General features: G+C 37.3%; 19 protein-coding genes and 1 pseudogene. 4 read left to right on the forward strand and 16 right to left on the reverse strand.

The annotated features are described in order from the left end of the window. Positions 1–16: 16 nt before the first annotated feature. From gucD to CFK40_RS15200, 7 genes and pseudogenes are all read right to left on the reverse strand, one after another. Positions 17–1480 (reverse strand): alpha-ketoglutaric semialdehyde dehydrogenase GucD, encoded by a 1464-nt coding sequence (gene gucD / locus CFK40_RS15175; RefSeq protein WP_089533259.1) that lies wholly within the window; start codon positions 1478–1480, stop codon positions 17–19. Between the two features lie 40 nt (positions 1481–1520). Continuing rightward, entirely contained in the window at positions 1521–2438 is a 918-nt protein-coding gene (gene kdgD, locus CFK40_RS15180; protein WP_089533260.1) for a 5-dehydro-4-deoxyglucarate dehydratase, read from the reverse strand. A 17-nt stretch (positions 2439–2455) separates the two neighbouring features. Beyond that, on the reverse strand, positions 2456–3160 hold the full coding sequence (locus tag CFK40_RS15185; RefSeq protein ID WP_089533262.1) for a FadR/GntR family transcriptional regulator: 705 nt from the start codon (positions 3158–3160) through the stop codon (positions 2456–2458). Positions 3161–3772: 612 nt separating this feature from the next. After that, positions 3773–4876, reverse strand: coding sequence for an NADH:flavin oxidoreductase (locus tag CFK40_RS15190; RefSeq protein ID WP_168927258.1), 1104 nt, complete (start codon positions 4874–4876; stop codon positions 3773–3775). 150 nt (positions 4877–5026) lie between these two features. Next, a pseudogene (locus tag CFK40_RS21820) lies at positions 5027–5071 on the reverse strand (SEC-C metal-binding domain-containing protein); the annotation flags it as partial. 312 nt (positions 5072–5383) lie between these two features. Continuing rightward, positions 5384–5632 (reverse strand): hypothetical protein, encoded by a 249-nt coding sequence (locus CFK40_RS21375; RefSeq protein WP_227001790.1) that lies wholly within the window; start codon positions 5630–5632, stop codon positions 5384–5386. Between the two features lie 593 nt (positions 5633–6225). Further along, on the reverse strand, positions 6226–7125 hold the full coding sequence (locus CFK40_RS15200) for a LysR family transcriptional regulator (protein WP_089533266.1): 900 nt from the start codon (positions 7123–7125) through the stop codon (positions 6226–6228). 172 nt (positions 7126–7297) lie between these two features. Here CFK40_RS15200 and CFK40_RS15205 point away from each other — a divergent pair, with 172 nt between their 5' ends. The 3 genes from CFK40_RS15205 to CFK40_RS15215 are packed head-to-tail and all read left to right on the forward strand — an operon-like array spanning position 7298 to position 10108. Then, complete coding sequence (locus tag CFK40_RS15205) at positions 7298–7972, forward strand: RraA family protein (protein WP_089533267.1); 675 nt, start codon at positions 7298–7300, stop codon at positions 7970–7972. Positions 7973–7983: 11 nt separating this feature from the next. Beyond that, positions 7984–9165 carry a sodium/glutamate symporter gene (gltS, locus tag CFK40_RS15210; RefSeq protein ID WP_089533269.1) on the forward strand — a complete coding sequence of 394 codons (1182 nt, stop codon included), beginning with the start codon at positions 7984–7986 and terminating at the stop codon, positions 9163–9165. A 10-nt stretch (positions 9166–9175) separates the two neighbouring features. Beyond that, entirely contained in the window at positions 9176–10108 is a 933-nt protein-coding gene (locus CFK40_RS15215) for a hydroxyacid dehydrogenase (RefSeq protein WP_089533270.1), read from the forward strand. Between the two features lie 178 nt (positions 10109–10286). Here the strand turns inward: CFK40_RS15215 and CFK40_RS15220 are convergent, their stop codons facing one another. The 7 genes from CFK40_RS15220 to CFK40_RS15250 all read right to left on the reverse strand — a co-directional run bounded on the left by CFK40_RS15220 (position 10287) and on the right by CFK40_RS15250 (position 17923). Next, on the reverse strand, positions 10287–11021 hold the full coding sequence (locus CFK40_RS15220; RefSeq protein WP_152640140.1) for a DUF975 family protein: 735 nt from the start codon (positions 11019–11021) through the stop codon (positions 10287–10289). 759 nt (positions 11022–11780) lie between these two features. Continuing rightward, positions 11781–13223, reverse strand: a complete 1443-nt coding sequence (locus CFK40_RS15225) for an aldehyde dehydrogenase family protein (RefSeq protein ID WP_089533272.1) — start codon at positions 13221–13223, stop codon at positions 11781–11783. 47 nt (positions 13224–13270) lie between these two features. Further along, positions 13271–14020, reverse strand: a complete 750-nt coding sequence (locus CFK40_RS15230) for an SDR family NAD(P)-dependent oxidoreductase (protein WP_089533273.1) — start codon at positions 14018–14020, stop codon at positions 13271–13273. A 12-nt stretch (positions 14021–14032) separates the two neighbouring features. Further along, on the reverse strand, positions 14033–15094 hold the full coding sequence (locus CFK40_RS15235; RefSeq protein ID WP_089533274.1) for a tartrate dehydrogenase: 1062 nt from the start codon (positions 15092–15094) through the stop codon (positions 14033–14035). An 18-nt stretch (positions 15095–15112) separates the two neighbouring features. Next, positions 15113–16381, reverse strand: coding sequence for a TRAP transporter large permease (locus tag CFK40_RS15240; protein ID WP_089533275.1), 1269 nt, complete (start codon positions 16379–16381; stop codon positions 15113–15115). Continuing rightward, positions 16378–16854 (reverse strand): TRAP transporter small permease, encoded by a 477-nt coding sequence (locus tag CFK40_RS15245; RefSeq protein WP_089533276.1) that lies wholly within the window; start codon positions 16852–16854, stop codon positions 16378–16380. The genes CFK40_RS15240 and CFK40_RS15245 overlap by 4 nt, the downstream gene beginning before the upstream one ends. A 67-nt stretch (positions 16855–16921) precedes the next feature. Further along, the gene (locus CFK40_RS15250; protein WP_089533277.1) at positions 16922–17923 is read right to left on the reverse strand and encodes a TRAP transporter substrate-binding protein; all 1002 of its coding nucleotides are present in this window, start codon (positions 17921–17923) and stop codon (positions 16922–16924) included. Between the two features lie 381 nt (positions 17924–18304). Here CFK40_RS15250 and CFK40_RS15255 point away from each other — a divergent pair, with 381 nt between their 5' ends. Next, positions 18305–19009 carry a FadR/GntR family transcriptional regulator gene (locus tag CFK40_RS15255; protein ID WP_227001791.1) on the forward strand — a complete coding sequence of 235 codons (705 nt, stop codon included), beginning with the start codon at positions 18305–18307 and terminating at the stop codon, positions 19007–19009. A 689-nt stretch (positions 19010–19698) separates the two neighbouring features. On the opposite strand, the gene CFK40_RS15260 is transcribed toward CFK40_RS15255, so the two are convergent. Together CFK40_RS15260 and CFK40_RS15265 are read right to left on the reverse strand one after the other, a co-directional pair. Continuing rightward, positions 19699–19908: a hypothetical protein gene (locus tag CFK40_RS15260; protein WP_089533279.1), complete on the reverse strand. Its 210-nt coding sequence runs from the start codon at positions 19906–19908 to the stop codon at positions 19699–19701. A gap of 104 nt (positions 19909–20012) precedes the next feature. Next, entirely contained in the window at positions 20013–20561 is a 549-nt protein-coding gene (locus tag CFK40_RS15265; protein ID WP_089533280.1) for a DUF420 domain-containing protein, read from the reverse strand. Between the last annotated feature and the right edge of the window lie 238 nt (positions 20562–20799).

Genomic DNA, 20799 nt, shown 5'->3' on the forward strand with positions numbered 1-20799 from the left:
TAATTACGTACCTTTATTATTTTACAAAGACTGTTTTTATCGAGGTGAAAAATTCAATTGCTGCCTGCCCTTGTTCTCTGGAATGGGAACTTGATTGTTTCATCCCGCCAAAGGGAGCCTGTAATTCCACACCAGCACTTTCAGCATTAACTCGAACTAGACCTGCTTCCATATCGTCGATAAACGTTAGCATATTTGCGATGTTTCTAGTGAAAATGGATGCACTTAGTCCAAATTTAACATCGTTAGCAAGGTCCAAAGCTTCCTTAATTGTTTCAGCTTTCATTAAAGCAAGTACAGGGCCAAAAATTTCCTCTTGTGCGATCGTCATATCGGATGTAACATTCTCAAAAACTGTTGGTTCAACATAATAACCATCTGCAAACTCGTTATCCTGGAGTCTTTTTCCCCCTGCAATAAGTGTGGCTCCCTCTTCAGACCCTTTGTGAATATATGACATGACCGTGTTTAATTGATTTTCACTAGCACATGGTCCCATCCAAACTTCATTTGTCATTCCGTCACCAATTTTAATACGCTTTATTTTTTCTAAAAGCTTGTTCTTAAACTGTTCATATATTCCACTCTGAACGATTATCCTACTTGTTGCGGTGCACTTTTGTCCGGTTGAGCGGAGGCCCCCGTTTATCGTTTGCTCCACTGCTAAATCAAGATCTGCATCATCTAAAACAATAACGGGGTTTTTACCTCCCATTTCCAACTGGTATTTAGCTCCGCGGTCCAAAGCTCCCTGTGCAACTTTTTTTCCAGTTTGATTAGACCCAGTAAAAGTAAGCGCATTAACATCAGGGTGGTCAATCATTGCTTGACCTACCTTAGATCCAGGTCCCGTAACCATGTTAATAACACCCGGTGGTAATCCAGCCTCATCAAAACATGCGATAATTTTTGACATCGTAACTGCTGCTTCGGTAGCAGGCTTAATTACCACAGTGTTTCCATAAATCAGCGCCGGGGCTATTTTCCAAATAGGGATTGCTGCTGGAAAATTCCAAGGAGTTATGACACCAACAACACCTAAGGGTACACGAGTGGTATACATCAAAGCTTGATTATCAGTAGACGGGATAACATCACCCTTTTTACGCATCCCCTCTCCAGCAAAATACCGCAAGATATCCACAGCCCGTTTGGTTTCACCCTTGGCTTCTGGGAAGGTTTTTCCCATCTCTTTTGTCATACATTCACCGATTTCATCCAATCGTTGTTCTAAAATGTTTGCTACTTTAAAGAGATACTGTCCACGTTCAGGTCCAGAAAGTTTCTTCCAGGCAGTTAATGCCTCTTTTGCCGCCTTAACTGAATTGTCCAGATCCACTTCTGATGATCGTTGAACAGTTCCTACAATTTCATTAGAATTGGCAGGATTACGACTTTCCTGAATCTCACCCGTTACCGATGGAATCCACCTTCCATTAAGAAAATTCAGACTTGTTTTGTTATTCACTGTCACACTCATTTACTTTCCCTCCAATTAGCTATGGTTTTACAAATTACTTTCACCCTTGTTTCGGGTATTTCGTTAGCGTGTTCTCGATAATGACTTCCAGTTGTTTATAGTGTTCCTTTTCAACAGGAATAATTGGTGGTCTTACCGTATTTCCTACTGGCAATCCAACAACATCCATACCGGCTTTAATTAATGAAACAGCGTATCCTTTTCTCTGTTTCCTAATCGTATTAATCGGCAAGATAACGTCCCGATAGAGTTCCTTTACAGTTTTTTGATCATTCTCTAGCAGTGCATGGAAAAACCTTCTTGAAACATGTGGTATATAGTTTGATATTGCGGATGAATAAGTTTTAAAACCTAATGGAAGATAAGCTGGCATTGTAACCTCAGCAAGTGGCATACCATTAGTCCATTCAAGCCGATCACCGATTGTTTGCGTTAGTTCAATGTTAAAATCCATATCACCATGACCATCTTTAAAACCAACAACTTGAGGGAATTCTACTAATTGTTTTACGGTATCTAAGGTAAAGAGAGCATTGGCACGATGATAAACGATCGCATTAAGATTTGTGCTTTCAATGATCGTTTTTGAATAATTGAAAAGTCCCTCTTGTTCACCATGGATTAGGTATGGAGGTAAGATTAAGTACCCATCAGCACCAAGCTGTGCGGATGTTTGAGCTAACTCTACAGCGTCTGAAATATTTCCACCTACACCAGTGTAAACAGGAACCTTTCCACCTACAGCAGAAACGGCTGCTTCTACCATTGTCCGATATTCCGACTTGTTTAAAGACTGAAATTCACCTGCCCCACAGGCAACAAATATAGAGGACACACCACCATCTATAAGAAATGCAATGTTTTGTTCCAATGCTTTCATATTAATATTTTCCTGTTGGTCAAAAGGAGCTACTGGAAACCCTAAAATACCTGTTGGTGCTTTTCTAGTTATTGTCATGAACTTATCCTCCCTGTTTATAGATTGGTAGAATGGTTAATGATTCTACTAACCTTATTACGCCCATACTCAAGATGTCGATACATGTTCGTATAAGCTTCCAAAACATCGTGTTTCTTTAACGATTCGTAAATCAATTTATGTTGCTCGAGCGTAACTTCACGATTTTTATCCCCTTGCGATACTTGATTAATCATCTGCTCAACCATATTCAACAGTGGATCAACCAAGCCTTCTAAAATGGAATTATTAGCACTATAAGCAATTATTCGATGAAATCCCTTATCATATTCGGAGTAATCACCGTCTCCGAATTCAATTTCATCTAAGGTTTCTTTCAACTGTGCTAGTTGTTCATCATTTATTTTCCTAGCTGCCAATGAGATTAGACCTAACTCAATAGACATTCTCGCTTCCATAATCGCAGGCAAATCACCAGCGGATAATGCAAGCATGAGCGAAAATGGTTCACTTCCAATTTTTTCAGAAATAAATGTTCCTTCACGCGTTTTACGATTAATTATTCCTAGCGTTTCTAACGAACTTAAAGCCTCACGTAAAACTGGCCTACTAACATGTAGTTGTTCCATTAAAACATGTTCGGAGGGCAACCTATCTCCCAATTTGAACTGACCAGTCATTAATAACTGAACAATCTGTTCCACTACTTGCTTTGACAGAGTTTTCCTTTTAACGGACTTAATCCCTACATCATTTTTCATTTTATCTTCACCTTTGTTTTTAATTTGAACTTAAATCTATTTTATTGTAAGACAAATTAAATTATGTCAATGTTTTGGAAAAATACTGCTGAAACGAGATGATTTATTCTTTTAGTAGTGGGGGGAATGAACATCTAATACGTGGTAATCCGGGTGGTTGTCTATGGGTTCATGGAATGTTATTTCATTGAAATTAAAAACTAGTTATAATAAAAAGGGTTCCTAAACATGTGTTATGTTTAGGTACCCTTTTTATTTTTTCAGTAAAAGTCAGTTGAAATTCACATTTAGTTCTTACTTACTTTTTTACTTTTATGATCTTTTTTTGATTCTTGATTGCTTTTTTCATAATTTTTTCTGCATCCTCACCTTTAACAATGGGCCGTTTCCTTTTATTTAAAGACAAAACCATCACCTCCGTATAGCGACTGGCACTGTTCAATGTTTACCTATACCTATACCTATACCTATACCTATACCTATACCTATACCTATACCTATACCTATACCTATACCTATTACTGATCATACCACGAAGTCTAATTTTGAAAGCGAAAAAAGCAGGTAATCCACCAATAAACTTCACCAGTGGAATACCTGCTCTTTTCATATCTAATATAACGTTTGAAGTGCTTCTTTATCAAAAGGCAATAAATCATTTGCCCTGCCGTCCTTAACTTTTCTAACCCACTCAGGGTCCATCAATAATGAACGTCCGATTGCTACCAGGTCGAATTCATCATTATCAAGCTTTTCAATAAGGCCATCGAGACTGGTTGTGTTTGCACCCGAAAAACTTGTGAATTCTCCATCGAGTCCAACTGATCCAACAGAAATGACAGGCTTGCCCGTTAGTTTCTTTGTCCAGCCTGCCAAGTTTAAATCAGAACCTTCAAATTCCGGCTCCCAGAAACGACGGGTAGAACAGTGAAAAATATCAACTCCCGCTTCTACGAGAGGTTTCAGAAAACGATCTAATTCATCTGGATTTGTTGCAAGCTTGGCCTTGAAGTCATTCATTTTCCATTGAGAAAAACGGAAGATAATTGGAAAATCTGGCCCAACTTCACGCCGGCATGCTTCAATTACCTCAACTGCAAATTGTGTACGTCCGAAGAGATCTCCGCCATAACGATCCGTACGCTTATTTGTATTTTCCCAGAAGAATTGATCGATTAAATAACCGTGAGCACCGTGAAGCTCGATGCCATCGAAGCCAAGGCGTTTTGCATCAGCTGCTGCTTGAGCGTATGCTTCTACCATATTAACAACTTCTTTTTCAGTCATTGGCTCCGTTATTTTTTTGCCTGATAGGCTTAGGCCAGACGGACCAACAGGTTGTGCTTCTTCATTTGGAAGCTCCCCTTTTTTACGGGTCATCCCCACGTGCCAAAGCTGCGGTACAATTTTCCCACCGGCTTCATGCACTTCCTTTACCACTTTAGCCCAGCCGTTCAATGATGCTTCACCATGAAATAGAGGAATACTAGCACCTGAAACAGAAGCTGGGTGATTAATCCCTGTTCCTTCTGTTACAATCAGACCTACTCCATTTTCAGCACGGCGGCGGTAATAGGCTACCACATCTTCTCCTGGCACTCCATTTGGTGAATAACCACGTGTCATTGGCGCCATCACCGTACGATTCTCTACTATTAAATTATCACTTGTAAATGTATGAAATAATGGATCTGTAGATATATTTGTTTTACTCATTTTTTGTCCTCCTCTTCCCTTCATGCAATAGGTATTATTGCAAATTCCATCAGGAAAGAAAAGGTATCTGTTTGTAAATCGGGGGAAACAAGAGAAAGACCATAGCAAGCAAGGGCCTGTACCCTTTTTCATACAACATTTTTTATACTTTTTTTCACTTCCGCAGGGGCATGGATCATTCCTACCTACTGTCATTTTGATTCTCCTTTACACGCTTGAACCAAATGTTCAAATGAAATACCCTTCCAGTATTATATAAAAAAGCAGGAAAAAACAAAGATGAATCCGTGAGCTACATTCATTGAGGTAGCGCTGTCTACTCCCTATGCAATAGGGATTCAAACCCTTCATATAGACAAATGTCTGAATCCCTTATCTGGCCAAAAGGTCATCACGAATCTCCTCCACCACTCGCTGCAGCAGAATTATTATTACGTTTGATTATCATATTGATTCCCATCACAACCGCTACTAACTCTTCTGTAGATAACTTAGATGAATGATTAGTCAGTTCAAATGCTGGTGATTGAAATAAACCACTAACTTTTTAAATGTAGCAACCATATTTCCATCTTGATCAAGAATGTCATATTCCTTGGAAAATGCCTCTGATTTAAGTTCATAATTTCCATGATAATAGGAATGATAGACAAATTTTTTAGAAAAAATGGCCATGCGTTGCTTCAGTTTACCGAGCTCCTGCTCATCTTGATTCTTTACGATCCATCCTGTTGATAAAAAGGGGAAAGAACCCATTACAATGATAGTACCTTCCCGATCCAGAATATTAACACTTGATGAAAAGGCACTTTTTAAATCAAGGGAACCTATTTTTCCTGATTCTCGTTAAAAATTTCCGTAATTCCTGATGAAAAAAAGTTATCCGTAAAATAAATAGACTCTCCCATCGAAATCATCTTCGCTTCTACTCTACGGATTACGGCTTAACTATGTCTCATAAAAAAGGGAGGAAATTCATTTCATAAGATGAATTAAAGTTTCTTCTATTTTGATGTAGCTTTGGAATAAAGTTTGATAAAATCCTGTTCAATGGAGAATTTTTTTAATAGCAAAAATGAACATTAAGTAAATCTTTGAAAGGATTTACTAAAATAAGTAGATCAGTGTAAACTGAATTTATAGAAATAATTGAAATGATATATGGAAGTTTGTGAAAAAATGGACTTAAACTTGACGGCAGTTTGTTTAATAAGAATTTTAGAGTGATTAATATACTGCTAGAATAAATAAATTAATGTTTCCCATAAATAATGGATGCGTTGATTTTTTAATGATCAACGCATTTTTTGAAGATTAGGTATGTTTTCATCTTTTGTCATAAAGCCTGTTTAATAATTATTTTGCCAGGTTTTATGAGCATCCATATGCTGTTCAACAAGTGTTTTAAAATTATCCATTACCTCCGTATTACTGTATAGCGGAGTTATATTAGAAATCATATAAATAGCTCTATGAGGGGGATTCTCAATAAACGGAATAATATAAACATCACTAAACTTTTCGGCAAGTGTATGTGCGGCGCTTATCGGGACAATTAGCCACGAATCCTGATCAAGTATATCAAATGACAATAAAGCAGAATCAGTAACTAATTTAGGATTTCCCCCTTGTGGGAAATATTTGTGGTGCCATTTTAAGTATTGGTCACCCCAATTAAAGAAAATCTGTTTTTCTGGATTTAAATTCTTGGGATTGACCGATTTTAAATTACTCATATCTTTGGATTTCGTTGCTAATACCATCTTCTCATCCAAAATTTGTTTATATTCAATTTTATTCATAGGAATATTATGTAAAACAAAACCCACATCAATAATTCTTCCAGCTACTTGCTCATAAATTTCATCTGTATGCTGGGTTTTTATAGTTAATTGAACATCGGGATTTTTAAAAATTTCCTTATATATATTTGTAAATAGGTAATTGTTTACACTGTCTACCACTCCAACGGATATGGCTTTTTTTGAAGAAGAGGAGCTAAAGTGTTTAATTTTGCCATTTATGTTTTCCCAGTCGAGAGCAATGGACATAAAAGTTTTTCCATGTGCGGTTAATTTAATTTTTTTGAATCCCCTGTCCCTTTCCACTAGCATTACCCCGAGTTCGTCTTCGAGTGCCTTCAGCCGATAGCTAACGGCAGACTGAGACAAATAAAGCTTTTCTGCTGTTTTCGTTACATTCAATGTCTTTGCCAAAATAGCAAATGTTTCGACTAAGTTATAATTCATGAAAATCAATCCTCTTAAGGTAAAAGTTATTTAGTTATTTAATTATAACAGATGCTATAATCAAAAAAATTGATAATTAATATGAAAAACGTTCGTTTTTAAAATCTGAAAGCGTTTGCTAAGCTTACAATAGATTTCCGGAAATCAATAAAGATAATAAGAGGGGAAAAAAATGAAAAGATTTAAGAGCAGTTTTGAGAGACCAGACAACAGTTGGATTAATAAATTCACAAGTATTCCAACACCTGTGATTGGGGATGTAATGGGAAGGCAAAATATTATGGATGCTAGAATCAGACCAACATGGACTGGAGCTCGATTTGTAGGACCAGCATTACCCATTATGACTTACCCATCAGATAATTTTATGATTCATGTTGGGGTCACCCTAGCTCAAGAAGGTGATATCCTAGTTGTCGATGCAGGGAACTACCAAAACGCTGGCTTATGGGGAGAGATTTTAACGATTAATGCAATACAACGTAAAGTAAAAGGGGTTGTATTAGACGGTGCTGTAAGAGATGTAAAAGAAATTGAAGACATGCAGTTTCCAACTTTTGCATCAGGCATAAATGCTAGGGGCGGCTATAAAAGCAATCCAGGAACGGTGAACACGGCTGTGTCTTGTGGAGGAGTTGCTGTAGGCCCGGGAGATTTAATTGTTGGTGATGAAAATGGCGTTGCGGTTATTTCGAAACAAGATATCGAAACCGTTTACGAGGATTGTTTAAAAAAAATAGATTCTGAAAAAGAGACATGTGAACAGCTAAAACAAGGGAAAGATACTTTTGATATCATGAGCATGCAGGAAACGCTAGATAAACTTAGCATTAAAATCTACGAATAGAGGTGATAGAAATGTCTATCTCTTTAAACCTTATTCAGTCTCTGGCATTAGCAGTGATTGTTTTACTAATTGGAAGTATGCTAAAGAAGAGAGTTGGATTTTTAAGAAAGTATTTCATTCCGACTCCTGTTATAGGTGGATTAGTTTTTGCCGCATTAATGCTTGTCGGTAATCAAACTGGGTCTTGGAGTGTTGAGCTTGATCAATCGCTAACAGATTTACTACTGGTTGCATTCTTTACTGCCACTGGCTTCGCATTCAGTGTTAAAGATTTAAAACAAACTGGGATAATAGGTTTAAAATTAGCAGTTTTAACGGTAATCTTAGTGATAGTACAAAATGCAATTGTTCCTTTAATTTCGCCTCTTGCCGGCATAGATCCCTTATTGGGGTTAACGATGGCATCCATGTCGATGGCAGGTGGACCTGGAACAGCGGCTGCATTTGGACCCACTATAGTGAATATGGGAATTGAAAACGCTACTTTGGTTGCACTTTCTGCCGCTACTTTTGGCTTAGTAATGGGTAGTATTATTGGCGGTCCAGTTGCAAAATATTTAATAAAAAGGCATAAACTTACTTCAAAAGACGTTAGTGAAACAATTGATCTTGACTTTACTAACAAATCTGACGGGTTAAGTGAGAAGACATTCATGAATAGCTCATTTATTATCCTCATTTCAATGGGGCTTGGAACATTAATGGTAATGTTGTTAAACCTTACTGGATTTATTTGGCCAGATTATGTTGGTGGTCTATTTGTAGCTGCTATTTTAAGAAATGTTTTTGACTCTATGAATATAACACTAAATCTAAAGTCCATAAATATTATTGGGAATATTGCATTGAGCTTATTTCTGGCCCTCACAATCATGGGCTTAGAGATATGGAATCTGTTTGAACTTGCTCTACCAATGATTATTGTTTTATTGACCGAAACGATTGTTATGATATTGTTTGCGATCTTTATAATATATAGAGTCATGGGGAAAAACTATGACGCTGTAGTAATGTCATCTGGTATGAGCGGTGTAGGAATAGGTTCCACTCCCAATGCAGTGGCAAACATGGAGGCTGTTATAGAAGGGAATGGGCCATCACCAAATTCTATGATCATTTTACCTGTCATTGCAGCCGTCTTTTTAAGTATCTTTAATCCAATTATTATAACTCTATTTATAAATCTCTTATGAGGTGATTCCTATGAAAACATTTATTTTTGACCCTATTGACTCAGAGGCTTTGGAATGTGCCCGAGAGAGAATAGATGTAGTGGAGTGGACAAATAAAGAAATTAAAAACTACTCTATTGCCGAAGCGGTTATTGTGCGGACATTTAAAATGACAAAAGAAGTAATGGATAAAATGCCTAAGCTAAAAATAATCGCAAAGCATGGAGTTGGAGTAGACAATATAGATTTAGATTATGCAAAGAGCAGAGGGATTAGAGTGACGAATACTCCTCAGGCAAATATGAATTCAGTTGCTGAATTAGTTATTGCTTTGGCATTAAACTGTTCGAGAAAAGTTAACCTTGCACAAAATATGGTTGAAGAAGGAATTGAAAAAAACTCTCCATTTGAATTAGTTGGTTTTGAGTTGCAAAATAAAACTGTAGGATTAATCGGACTTGGGCGTATAGGTACACTAGTAGGTATGAAACTAAAAGCGGCATTTAATACGAAAGTGCTTGTATATGATCCATACACAACCGAATCAGTCTGTGAAAAAAAGGGATTTATAAAGTATGAACATTTACATCAAGTACTAAAAAAAAGTGATATAGTCAGTGTCTCCGTACCTTTGACAAAGGATACAGAGAATATGATTTCCGCACGTGAGCTATCCTTTATGAAAAAAAGTGCAATCCTAATTAATACATCTAGAGGAAAATTGATTAATGAAAATGATCTTTATAATGCTTTACAGCATAACAAATTATTTGGTGCAGCCATTGACGCATTTGCCGAAGAACCTGTTTCAAAGGATCATCCATTGTTGACCTGTAATAACTTTATTGGAACTCCACATAATGGAGCAAATACAAAGGACGCACTTATTCGGATGGGAACAGAGGCTGTCGATGAAATAGTAAGATTAATGAATAATGAGGAAGCTTTATCTAAGGTTATCTGATTGATAGTAATTTCTTCGGGATATGTAGCAAGGAATGCACTGATAAATCTAGAATGGATCTGTCACATCTTCTTTTAGTAATGATCAATAATATCACAATGGACATTAAGCGCTCCTCCGAGGAGGAGCGCTCTTTCTTTACTTACAGTTCAAAGTAGAACTGCACTAGCACTTTTACTTATATTCCACTTACTTTTTCATACCACTCTTCTTGTCGATTCTTACGCATGAGTTCCCGGTAAAATGCCAGTCTACCAACTTCATACATAACCAATACCACAAGGACTCCAATCATTAATAACAATGCTCCAAGTATCAATCCTACGCCCGCCAATAAAAATAGTCCAAGCAACTGCCACCTTTTACCTTTCATCATCGAAAAGCTATTTCTAATGCAACGAAAGATACCAACCTTAGGATCATCATACAAAATATACATAGCTTGAGAGATTCCTAAAAACAGCCAAATAAAAAACGCGTATAATAATAGATAGGCAAAGAAAAGGAGTGCAGATTTTACACTTAAGCCTGCATAGATACTCATCATCCCAATTATGTATAGTAGCAGGTTGGTGATGATTAAAACGAAAAAGCCTTTGTACAATAGACGCGACTGTCGAAAAGGGTGCGTGATAGCCGTTAGAAATCTCTTTCGCATCGTTACCTGAGTGCGTGTAATGTAATCGATAAGCATAAAAAATAGAATGCTGTTTATCAAAGCACCAAGCAGCAAAGTCTGGAGGATCTCTGAACTTACCACAGCTAATGAATCCATTCTTATACTTATTGATCCCTGAATAGGCAACGTTTCTATGGAAAACTTAATTAAGTAACATAGAATAACCATTCCAATGATTTTCAGCCAATTTCCTTGAAGTATATGTAATGTGTCTTTGTAAACTGTTCCAATCATACTACTAACAATCCCTTTTAAAATGTTACTTTCCTTGCATTTTTTTACGGTATAACAACACACAAATAACCTCTAAAGCCAGTCCGCTTAACAAATGTGAAAGTTCCTAAAGCTAATGATGTAGTTAGTATTGTAGATACAAATATATTTTGTGTGTTCATCGATATTCCCCTTCATGAATTTCCTTAAAGTACACGCTTCATAATCTTTTAAATTTATTCTAACATAAATATACGGTTAAATAATGGTGTAATAATATCGATTGATTAAGCCTAGGGACAATTAAATATACTCCTATAAAATAAACGAAGCACCGACTTCTATTAAATAGAAGTCGGTGCTTCGTTTATTCGCTATACGGTTAGCGTGATGCCTTCGGTGATTGGCAAGCATCACATTTACGATGCCTAAGAAGTTGAGTAAAATATTAATTTCATAGAAATAGGTAATAAAATGGAAAGACTTAATCCCGATTTGGCAAATGCATTCATATGAATAAGCCCCTAACAGTAGATATATTTTGTTTCTTATTTTTTCATACTTCATCCATTTAGTCTATACTGCATTCAAATTCATCATAATTGCCCTAAGCCAAATATACAACTAAAAACTGCCTATTCCAAAGTCGATACAATCGCACATTAAAACTAACAGCCTAAGGTAAATCAATCTATTAACCTAAAAGGGCCAGGGACCAGTCCATTCCCCAACCCAATCACCAACTACCTACACATCAATCCCACAGATACTAATCCTATCTTAATTATACCTAACCGCCACATTCTTAACCACCGTATAATTATACAAAGCTATCCAGCCCTTTTCCCGACCAAATCCGCTTTTCTTATACCCGCCGAACGGCATCTGAATCCCGCCACCAGCTCCATAATTATTAATAAATACCTGCCCTGAATCAATTCGGCTTGCGAGGTAATGTGCACGACTGATATCACTCGTCCAAATCCCAGTAACTAATCCATAGTCTGTGCTGTTCGCCAATTCTAGTGATTCTGCCGTATCTTTAAATGTAAACACCGTTAATACAGGTCCAAATATTTCTTCCTGAGCCAGTTTACTATCTGGGATGACAGCATCGATAATGGTCGGTTCGAGATAAAATCCACCTTCAAATCCTTCAACCGTAACCTGGTTTCCACCAGCCAGAATTTTCCCTTCTTCTTTTGCCAGTTCAACAAATTCCATCACACGGTTGAATTGTTTTTCATTCAGAATAGGTCCCACATCTTTATCCTGAATTCCTGCTCCAACCGTCAACCCCTTGAATCGCTCAACAACTTTCCCTAAAAATTCATCCTTAAATGATTCCTCGACTAGCAATCGCGATCCTGCCGAACAGGTTTGACCTGCATTTTGAATAATCGCATTGACAACACCATCAACGGTATTATCCACGTCACAATCAGCAAACACGATATTTGGTGATTTCCCACCAAGCTCCAATGTTACAGGAACAACATTCGCTGTTGCTGCTTGTCCCACAGCAATTCCTGTTTGAACCGACCCTGTAAATGTCACATGATTTACAGAAGGATGACCAGATAGAGCTGCTCCAACTTCATACCCATATCCTGTCACATGGTTAAAAACCCCAACTGGTATATCCAATTCATCAAAGAATTGAGTCAGCCTCATCGCTGACATCGGAGTATCCTCCGCACTTTTCACAACGACCGTATTACCTGTTGCGATTGCTGCTGCGACACTTCTTGATATAATCTGGATTGGGTAATTCCACGGAACAATATGTGCGGTTACGCCGACAGGTTCTCGTACCACATAATCAATCAAACCATCCTCAATCGGAATCGTATCACCCATTACTTTATCCGCAGCTCCCCCATAAAAACGGAAGTAACGAATTGCCGCATCAATATCAGCATAGCCTTGAGACAATGGCTTTCCTACATCAATAGTTTCCAACCTAGCCAACTCATCCCTGTCTGCCTTTAGTTTTTCAGCAATGGAAAATAAAATTTCCCCACGTTCATGTGGCTTGACACTGCGCCATGCCTCACTACGAAAAGTAGTTTTTGCTACTTGAACCGCTGCATCCACATCCTCAGTAGTACCCCGAGGAATACTTGCAATGATTTCTCCACTGGATGGATTTTTCACATTAATCGATTCTCCATTCGAGCTCTCAAGCCATTTCCCATTAATATACATCTTTAATGTCTCCACAAAATCCCTCCTTCAAATCCCGACAAAAATCGGTAAGTAGCAGTGCACTAAATACTCCGCCCACCATCCACATGCAAAACAATCCCAGTAATCATATTAGCCTCATCTGACAATAAAAACTTTATAGAACTAGCAATATCCGTTGGCTGCAGCAACTTTCCTAATGGTACACTTCTTTCAAAGATCTCCTTCTTCCCGTCCTCTACATCGGAACCTTTTTTTACAAATTCTCCAAGCATATTCGTATTAGCTGGACCTGGGTGCAACACATTAACATTAATATGATCTGGTGCAAGCTCCAATGCCAAGGCCTTAGTAAAAGATTCAACTGCTCCTTTTGATGCAACATAAGATTGTAATCCTGGTCTTGGTCTTGTCGTAGAAACGGATCCAATATTTACAATTTTCCCCTGTATCCGTTCCTTCATATATTTAGAAGCTTCGCGACAGGTCAAAAACGTCATCGTCAAATTAATATCCATAATTTTATGAAATTCACTTAAAGAGACTTCATCAATCGGTGTGGCACTTTGTGCAATCCCAGCAATATTTGCAAGACCATCGATCCCGCCAAAACGTTCAGCAGCATCCTTGAAAATTTGCTGAACCGTACTCTCCTCCAATAAATTACCCTGACAAGTCATCAAATTATCTTTACCTTCAAATTCCAAAAGTGCATCCGTATTTAGGTCACAACCAACAACGTTTGCACCCGCCTTTAGCAACAAATCCACAGTTGCCTTACCCATTCCGCCACCAGCACCAGTTACAATAATTGTTTTGTCTTTAAATGTCATCAAATCACTCCGTTATTTAGTAAGTTTTTCTACGATAACATCCCCGACTTGTTCCGTTGTTGCCGTGCCTCCAATATCCGGTGTTAAAACTTTCTTCTCCACTAATAATGCTTCAATTGCAGTAAGAATTTTATCATGCAAATCCTTTCTTCCTAAATGCTCCAACATAAGCGCTAACGACCAAATTTGTGCAATCGGATTGGCTATTTCTTTCCCAGCAATATCAGGTGCAGAACCATGTATTGCTTCAAACATGGACGGGAATTCACCCGACGGATTGATATTACCAGAAGGGGCAATACCTAATCCCCCAACAATTGCTGAGCCTAAATCTGATAAAATATCCCCAAATAAATTCGATGCCAAAACAACTTGAAAACTCTCCGGGCGTTGGACAAAATAAGCTGCTAAAGCATCAATATAATACCGTTCATAAGCTATATCCGAATTTTTAGCTGCTACCTCTTCAACTACCTGATCCCAAAATTTCATCACATGGATAATTGCATTCGATTTTGTTGCATTTGTCACTTTGTTTAAGCCGTGATCACAGGCATATTTGTAGGCAAATTCTGTAATTTGGCTAACACCCTGCCTCGTCATGATCGTATTTTGCACAGCCATTTCCCGTGCTTCTCCTTGAAACATCGTACCGCCAACATTGGAATACTCTCCTTCGCCATTTTCTCGAATAATCACAAAATCAATTGGCTTATCATTTTTCAATGGGCTTTCTAATCCTTTTAACAACTTTACGGGCCTAAAGTTCACATATTGCTGAAAATTTTTCCGAATTGGCATGATCAGCTCCCAAATCGAAATCTGATCAGGAACACGATTATCTCCAATCGCTCCAAACAAAATGCTATCAAATGTTTTCAATTGTTCTAATCCATCCTCAGGCATCATTCGACCGTTCTCCAAATAATATTCACTATTCCAATTGAATTCCGTACTTTCATATTTAAATGTAGAATCCAGTTCCGACAAAGCTTGTAAAACTTTTCCTGCCTCCCTTGTCACTTCTGGTCCAATGCCATCTCCTGGCAGAACTGCAATTTTAAAAGTTTCCAAATCAACACACCTTCCTATTTATTTACTTAAGAAAAACAAACTAAGGCTTGGTAAGAATGAAATAATGATGACACAAATGATCATCACCAATATAAATGGAATGATTGCCCTTATTAAACTTTCAATCTTTGTACCCGCGATATTGGAAGCAACAAACAAGTTCACACCTACTGGAGGTGTAATAAATCCAATAGCAAGGTTAACAATCATAATAATTCCAAAATGAATTAAATCGATTCCCAAAGCACTAGCAATTGGGGCAAGAATTGGTGTCAAAATAATTATCGCTGCCGATGTTTCTAAAAAAGTTCCAACAAATAGTAATAATAAATTGATGATTAATAGAGCGATAATCCAGTTGTCCGTAATCCCGAGCATAAACTCTGCCATTTCCCTCGGAATTCTTTCTCTTGTAAGGTAATAACCAAAAGCAGATGCGCCAGCAATGATGAACATAATAACCGCACTAATGACAACGGAGGAAGAAAATATCTCTGGTAAATCGTATGGCTTTATTTCCCTATAAATAAACATACCGACAATTAATCCGTAAACCACTGCAACTACCGCAGCTTCTGTTGGTGTAAAAACCCCACTATAAATACCACCTAAAATGATAACCGGCATTAATATAGCTAAAATTGCATCCACAAAGGCCTTTAGAAACTCACTAAATGTGAAGGTCTCTCCACCACCATAACCATTCTTTAAAGAAATAATATAAACCAAAATCATTAATGACACAGTCACTAAAAGACCCGGGATAATTCCAGCGATAAATAAATCACCAATGGATACACCTGCTGTAACACCATATAATACAAGTGGGACACTTGGAGGAATCATAATCCCAATCGTTCCACCAGTTGCTTGAACCGCTGTCGAAAAACTTTTATCATACCCTTTTTTCACCATTGCAGGAATGAGTATTGAACCAACTGCAGCCGTTGTCGCAGCCGCAGAACCGGAAATTGCGGCAAAAAAAGCACAGGCCGCAATGGATACAATTGCCAGCCCCCCATTGATTCGCCCAAAAATCACATTCGCAAAATGAATGAGCCGCTTGGAAATCCCACCGGTCTCCATTAATTTCCCTGCCAGTATAAAAAAAGGAACCGCTAAAAGTGGAAAGGAATCTACAGAATTAAACATGCGTTGCATGATAACAATAAGAGACACATCTCCTTGAATTAAGAAAATGATAGAAGCAGCCATCGCTAGGGCAATCGCGATCGGAACATTGATTAGAAAGAGAACAGCTAACAAACTAAACAACAGGATTGTCATGTTGGTTGTCCCCCCTCTTTTAAATCAGAAATAAATACAGAAATAAGATTAATGGCAAGGAAAAGTCCACTTATCGGAAGTACCATGTAGATTAACCCCATTGGGATTTGAAGTGCTGGTGACATTTGTGACATTGCACTTGTAGCCAAATTGAATCCTTGATAAATTATGATGATAAAAAACATCAAACTCACTAAAGTTGCACATACATACAAAATCTTCTTCCCGACTTCAGGAAATAAATTTGTAAAAAACTCTACGCCAATGTGCTGTTTTAAGGCCATGGCATATGCAGCACCTAAAAAAGTCAGCCAAACTAAACAATAGCGCGCTAGTTCCTCTGTCCATGCAAGCGGGCTATTTAGTACAAATCTAAAAATAACTTGTAAAAATACAGAGGTAACTAAAACTGCTAAAAGAATATTAAGGAAATGCTTCATGCCAATATTTATGTAAGCTATAATCCGTTGCAAAGTATTTCCTCCCTTATTAATGGAAACAGGAGAAAACTAGTTTCTCCTGTTTCTTGTTTATATAGCATTATTGCTGTGCTTCTAAAACCCGATTCAATAAATCCTGATGTTCAATTTGATCATAGACAGGACGAACCGCCTCTTGGAAAGGCTTTATATCAACCTCTTCGATAATTTCCATGCCTTGTTCTTTTAACGTTTTAATTGATTCCTTTTCCATTTCAACAATCATGTCACGTTCTACTGCCCCGATTTTCTGTCCTTCTTCGACAACAATATCACGTAAATCTTCCGGTAATTCATCATACGTTTGCTTACTCATCATATATATCGCTACAGAGTATACATGCCCGGTTAATGTCATGTATTTTTGATTGGATTCATATAAGCTATATTGATCAGCCACAATAGCCGGATTTTCCTGTGCATCAACAACACCTTGTTGCAGGGCTGTTAACGCTTCTGTCCATGCCATCGGTGTTGGCTGTGCTCCAAGTGCTTCAAAAGCAGCTAAGTGAATATCGTTTTCTTGTGTTCTAATTTTTACGCCTTCTAAATCCTCTGGTTTTTCAATAGGATGTGTAGAATTTGTTATATGGCGGTACCCATTTTCCGCCCAGGACAGGCCAATAATGCCTTGTTCTTCCATTGCCGCGAAAAGTTCATCACCAATCTCTCCTTCCAATACTTCAACTGCCGATTCACGATTATTAAAAAGAAAAGGAACATCTAAAACCTCCAATTCTGGTACAAAGTTTGTAACCGGTGCAGTAGATGATACAACAAGGTCAACCGTACCTAATGTCATGCCTTCCGTTAACTCTCGTTCAGCACCAAGTTCACTGAATGGAAAAATTTCAATGATAACCCGTCCATCCGTTCTTTCTTTCACATTTTTCGCCATTTCTACAAACCCTAAATGATATGGATGATCATCTGGCAATGAGTGTCCAGCTTGTAATGTATACACTTCTTTATCATTTGACCCTGATGATGATTCACTTCCACAAGCAGCTACAAATAGTAATACAATAAATGCCATAACTGACATTCCAACTCTTTTTCTCATATTAATTCCTCCCCGTAAATTATCTTTTAATTGCTGATGTCATACATCATTCGTAAAAACTATAAAGTGCATTTCTAATGAACTTCCTCTTACTACCCCCAATCCAAGTTAACACTTTAAAATATATTTTATTTTTTCTAAAAACAAATGATATACTTTTCCTTTTCTTGTATTAACAGTATTAACATTTCATATCTGTACATAAATAGGAAAGTATAGTATATTGAAGCAAATCAACATTTTACATCGTACGTATGATGTAGTAATTATTACTTATACTACATAATTTAAAACTGTTTGTAAATAGGAATTAACAGAAAAATATTTTTCTTTAAAATATTTGAATTAAATAAAGGTTATTTACTATATGAGAGGTGGCTAATGATGTCGTTATCTTTTACTAAAATTAATAATATGAGCCGAACCATTTCCTCTGAGATTGTATTACTGATAAAGGATAATCTTCTTAAAGGTGCATTAAAACCAGGGGATAAATTACCAACTGAAAAGGAATTAATGGCACAACTAGGGGTAAGTAGAACACCAGTCAGAGAGGCAATAAAAATTTTAGAATCGATTGGTGTTATACAAATCAAACGTGGGGAAGGGATGTTTATTACAAACAACCAATCTCATTTTTCACTAAACCCGCTTATCTTCAGCTTAATCATGCATAGTAATAATATAGAAAAACTGATCGAATTTCGTCAGCATTTTGAAGTTCTATTAATCAATATGATTATAACGAAGAAAGATAAGGACATTCGTAAAATTGAAGAGGTGTATCAGTCCCAAGTTGAAAGGATGAAACCCCATTTAAGCCCAGAAGAATTGACAAATATCGATTTGGAGTTTCATTATGCTGTATTGGACGAGACGAATAATCCATATGTGGTTGAGATTGGCAAAACCATCTATGAAATTATTAAGCCAAAGATGGTCCACTTTAGAAAAACGAACAGTATCGAACGCACCTTGCAATCACACAAAGCTTATTTAGAGTTGTTGAATGCGGGAGATGATTTTCACCCTACAACAGCAGTTCAGCGGATGATTAGGAATAATGAGGAAATGATAAAAGAATAACATTTTCTAAGTATCCTTAGTCACTTGTTCATGAACTATTATAAAAATATACCTCCAATGTTATAGTTCAATCAACATTGGAGGTATACGAGAAGCAAATCACATCATAAATTTGGATTTCCTTTTAGATAACGAACTCTCCTATCTTTCTCACAACTTCCTTCGCTATTTCCAACGTGCTGGGGCAACTGGGGAGGAGGCATTATATACGTGTGAGCTAGCTATTTTCACCTAGGAGAATATGAAAATCATCGACAAGTGAACCATCACTATTTGAGTCCAGGGCGTGAACTCCGGCTGATCCTGGTTTTAGACCCTCTCCCTTTCTTTTTTTTTATGAAAATTGTAAGCTTGCAATGAATTTCTTCTTGCATACAGAGCAACTATTTCCCCTACCCCTTTCTTTCATACATGTTAATCACTTCTTTTAAAAGCAAGGAAAAACTATTATTCTATGACTTCTCTTTGATTGTCACTTGTTTTATTTAGAAAGTTCAGTACTGCTGTTCGATATATTTGAGTAGTTTCACGAATTCTTCAATATCGGCATATTCATTTATTTGATATGGGATATCCCTATCTCTAGGACCATGTACATGTAATAATGTGCCGTCTATTGCACCCTATAAAATAAAAATAGCACCAACTACTATTTAATAGAAGTTGGTGCTACGTTAAGCGCTATACGGTTATCGTGATGCCTTTGGCGATTGGCACGCGTCACATTTACGCTGGTTATTATTTTTAAATTTCTTAAACGTTTTTTCAAATTTATTACCACATTCACATTCAAATAATAACTTTTGAGAAAAACCTTGATACTCCGTCGTTAGCAGCTTACTCTCCGAATTATTCTCAACAAATTCGTTAATTTTACCAATTGTCCATCGTTTATTCATTCTCATACACCTCCATATTTTGTTGCTAGGCGGAGGCTTTTCTTGGCATCCCGTTCGATTAAAAGCCTTTCTATTATAACATAGGCAGTAAGTTATAAGACACCTTAATAATATGGCGAAATCATTAAGTAAACCAATACACCCGTAAGGCTAACATACAGCCAGATTGGCATTGTCCAACGTGCGATTTTCCGATGTTTTTCGACTTTCATATTCAAGCCTCGTCCAAGTGTAATCAGCGCAAGCGGCACAATCAATGCAGCCAGAACAATGTGGGTGATGAGTATAAAATAATAAAAGTACATCAGGGTGCCATCTCCGCCGTAGCTTGTTGACTCAGCCATAGAATGATACGTCAAATAGGAGATGAAAAACAAAAAGGTTGTTACGAATGCTGCAACGATAAATCTGCGGTGCAGTTTAATGTTTTTCTTTTTGATCATGATTAATGCGGTTAACAAAAAGAGAAAAGTGAAGCTGTTAAAGATAGCATTCAGCATTGGCAATACCGTTAATTCAATGCCCCATACCGTGCCATCCGAACTTTTTGGTAGCATATATGTACCCAAAATAACCCCTACGATAAATATGGATAGAACCCAGATCAGCGGATTGTAATTGCGCTGTTTGGGGTTGTGGATGTCTTTACTCATACGTTTTTTCACTCCTAGATTGAATGCCCTTCTGTTAGCATAAGAAAATTAATCGGAAAGAGCAATCCAAAAGGTGCGCGTTTCCTTTAAATATGCAAAATGTCATGTTTTCGGCAAGAAATAGTCAAAATACCGCAACATTATATTGAAGATAGCTATACAATCCTGGTAAAGTCATGCAAAATAAAAAGAATCCATTTTGAAGAAGTTTGAACAGATCCCAGTCAAGTAGACAGTG

The sequence above is a fragment of the Virgibacillus necropolis genome, assembly GCF_002224365.1.
Classification (GTDB): Bacteria; Bacillota; Bacilli; order Bacillales; family Amphibacillaceae; genus Virgibacillus_F; species Virgibacillus_F necropolis.

What these genes read in the sequence shown, in the direction of transcription:
- CFK40_RS15220 (WP_152640140.1), bottom strand. Translation starts at nt 11,021, where the DNA reads ATGATTGGAACAGTTTACAAAGACACATTACATATACTTCAAGGAAAT.
- CFK40_RS15240 (WP_089533275.1), bottom strand. Translation starts at nt 16,381, where the DNA reads ATGACAATCCTGTTGTTTAGTTTGTTAGCTGTTCTCTTTCTAATCAAT.
- CFK40_RS15205 (WP_089533267.1), top strand. Translation starts at nt 7,298, where the DNA reads ATGAAAAGATTTAAGAGCAGTTTTGAGAGACCAGACAACAGTTGGATT.
- CFK40_RS15265 (WP_089533280.1), bottom strand. Translation starts at nt 20,561, where the DNA reads ATGAGTAAAGACATCCACAACCCCAAACAGCGCAATTACAATCCGCTG.
- CFK40_RS15215 (WP_089533270.1), top strand. Translation starts at nt 9,176, where the DNA reads ATGAAAACATTTATTTTTGACCCTATTGACTCAGAGGCTTTGGAATGT.
- gltS (WP_089533269.1), top strand. Translation starts at nt 7,984, where the DNA reads ATGTCTATCTCTTTAAACCTTATTCAGTCTCTGGCATTAGCAGTGATT.
- kdgD (WP_089533260.1), bottom strand. Translation starts at nt 2,438, where the DNA reads ATGACAATAACTAGAAAAGCACCAACAGGTATTTTAGGGTTTCCAGTA.
- CFK40_RS15200 (WP_089533266.1), bottom strand. Translation starts at nt 7,125, where the DNA reads ATGAATTATAACTTAGTCGAAACATTTGCTATTTTGGCAAAGACATTG.
- gucD (WP_089533259.1), bottom strand. Translation starts at nt 1,480, where the DNA reads ATGAGTGTGACAGTGAATAACAAAACAAGTCTGAATTTTCTTAATGGA.
- CFK40_RS15190 (WP_168927258.1), bottom strand. Translation starts at nt 4,876, where the DNA reads ATGAGTAAAACAAATATATCTACAGATCCATTATTTCATACATTTACA.
- CFK40_RS15230 (WP_089533273.1), bottom strand. Translation starts at nt 14,020, where the DNA reads ATGACATTTAAAGACAAAACAATTATTGTAACTGGTGCTGGTGGCGGA.
- CFK40_RS15255 (WP_227001791.1), top strand. Translation starts at nt 18,305, where the DNA reads ATGATGTCGTTATCTTTTACTAAAATTAATAATATGAGCCGAACCATT.
- CFK40_RS15185 (WP_089533262.1), bottom strand. Translation starts at nt 3,160, where the DNA reads ATGAAAAATGATGTAGGGATTAAGTCCGTTAAAAGGAAAACTCTGTCA.
- CFK40_RS15260 (WP_089533279.1), bottom strand. Translation starts at nt 19,908, where the DNA reads ATGAATAAACGATGGACAATTGGTAAAATTAACGAATTTGTTGAGAAT.
- CFK40_RS21375 (WP_227001790.1), bottom strand. Translation starts at nt 5,632, where the DNA reads ATGGGTTCTTTCCCCTTTTTATCAACAGGATGGATCGTAAAGAATCAA.
- CFK40_RS15250 (WP_089533277.1), bottom strand. Translation starts at nt 17,923, where the DNA reads ATGAGAAAAAGAGTTGGAATGTCAGTTATGGCATTTATTGTATTACTA.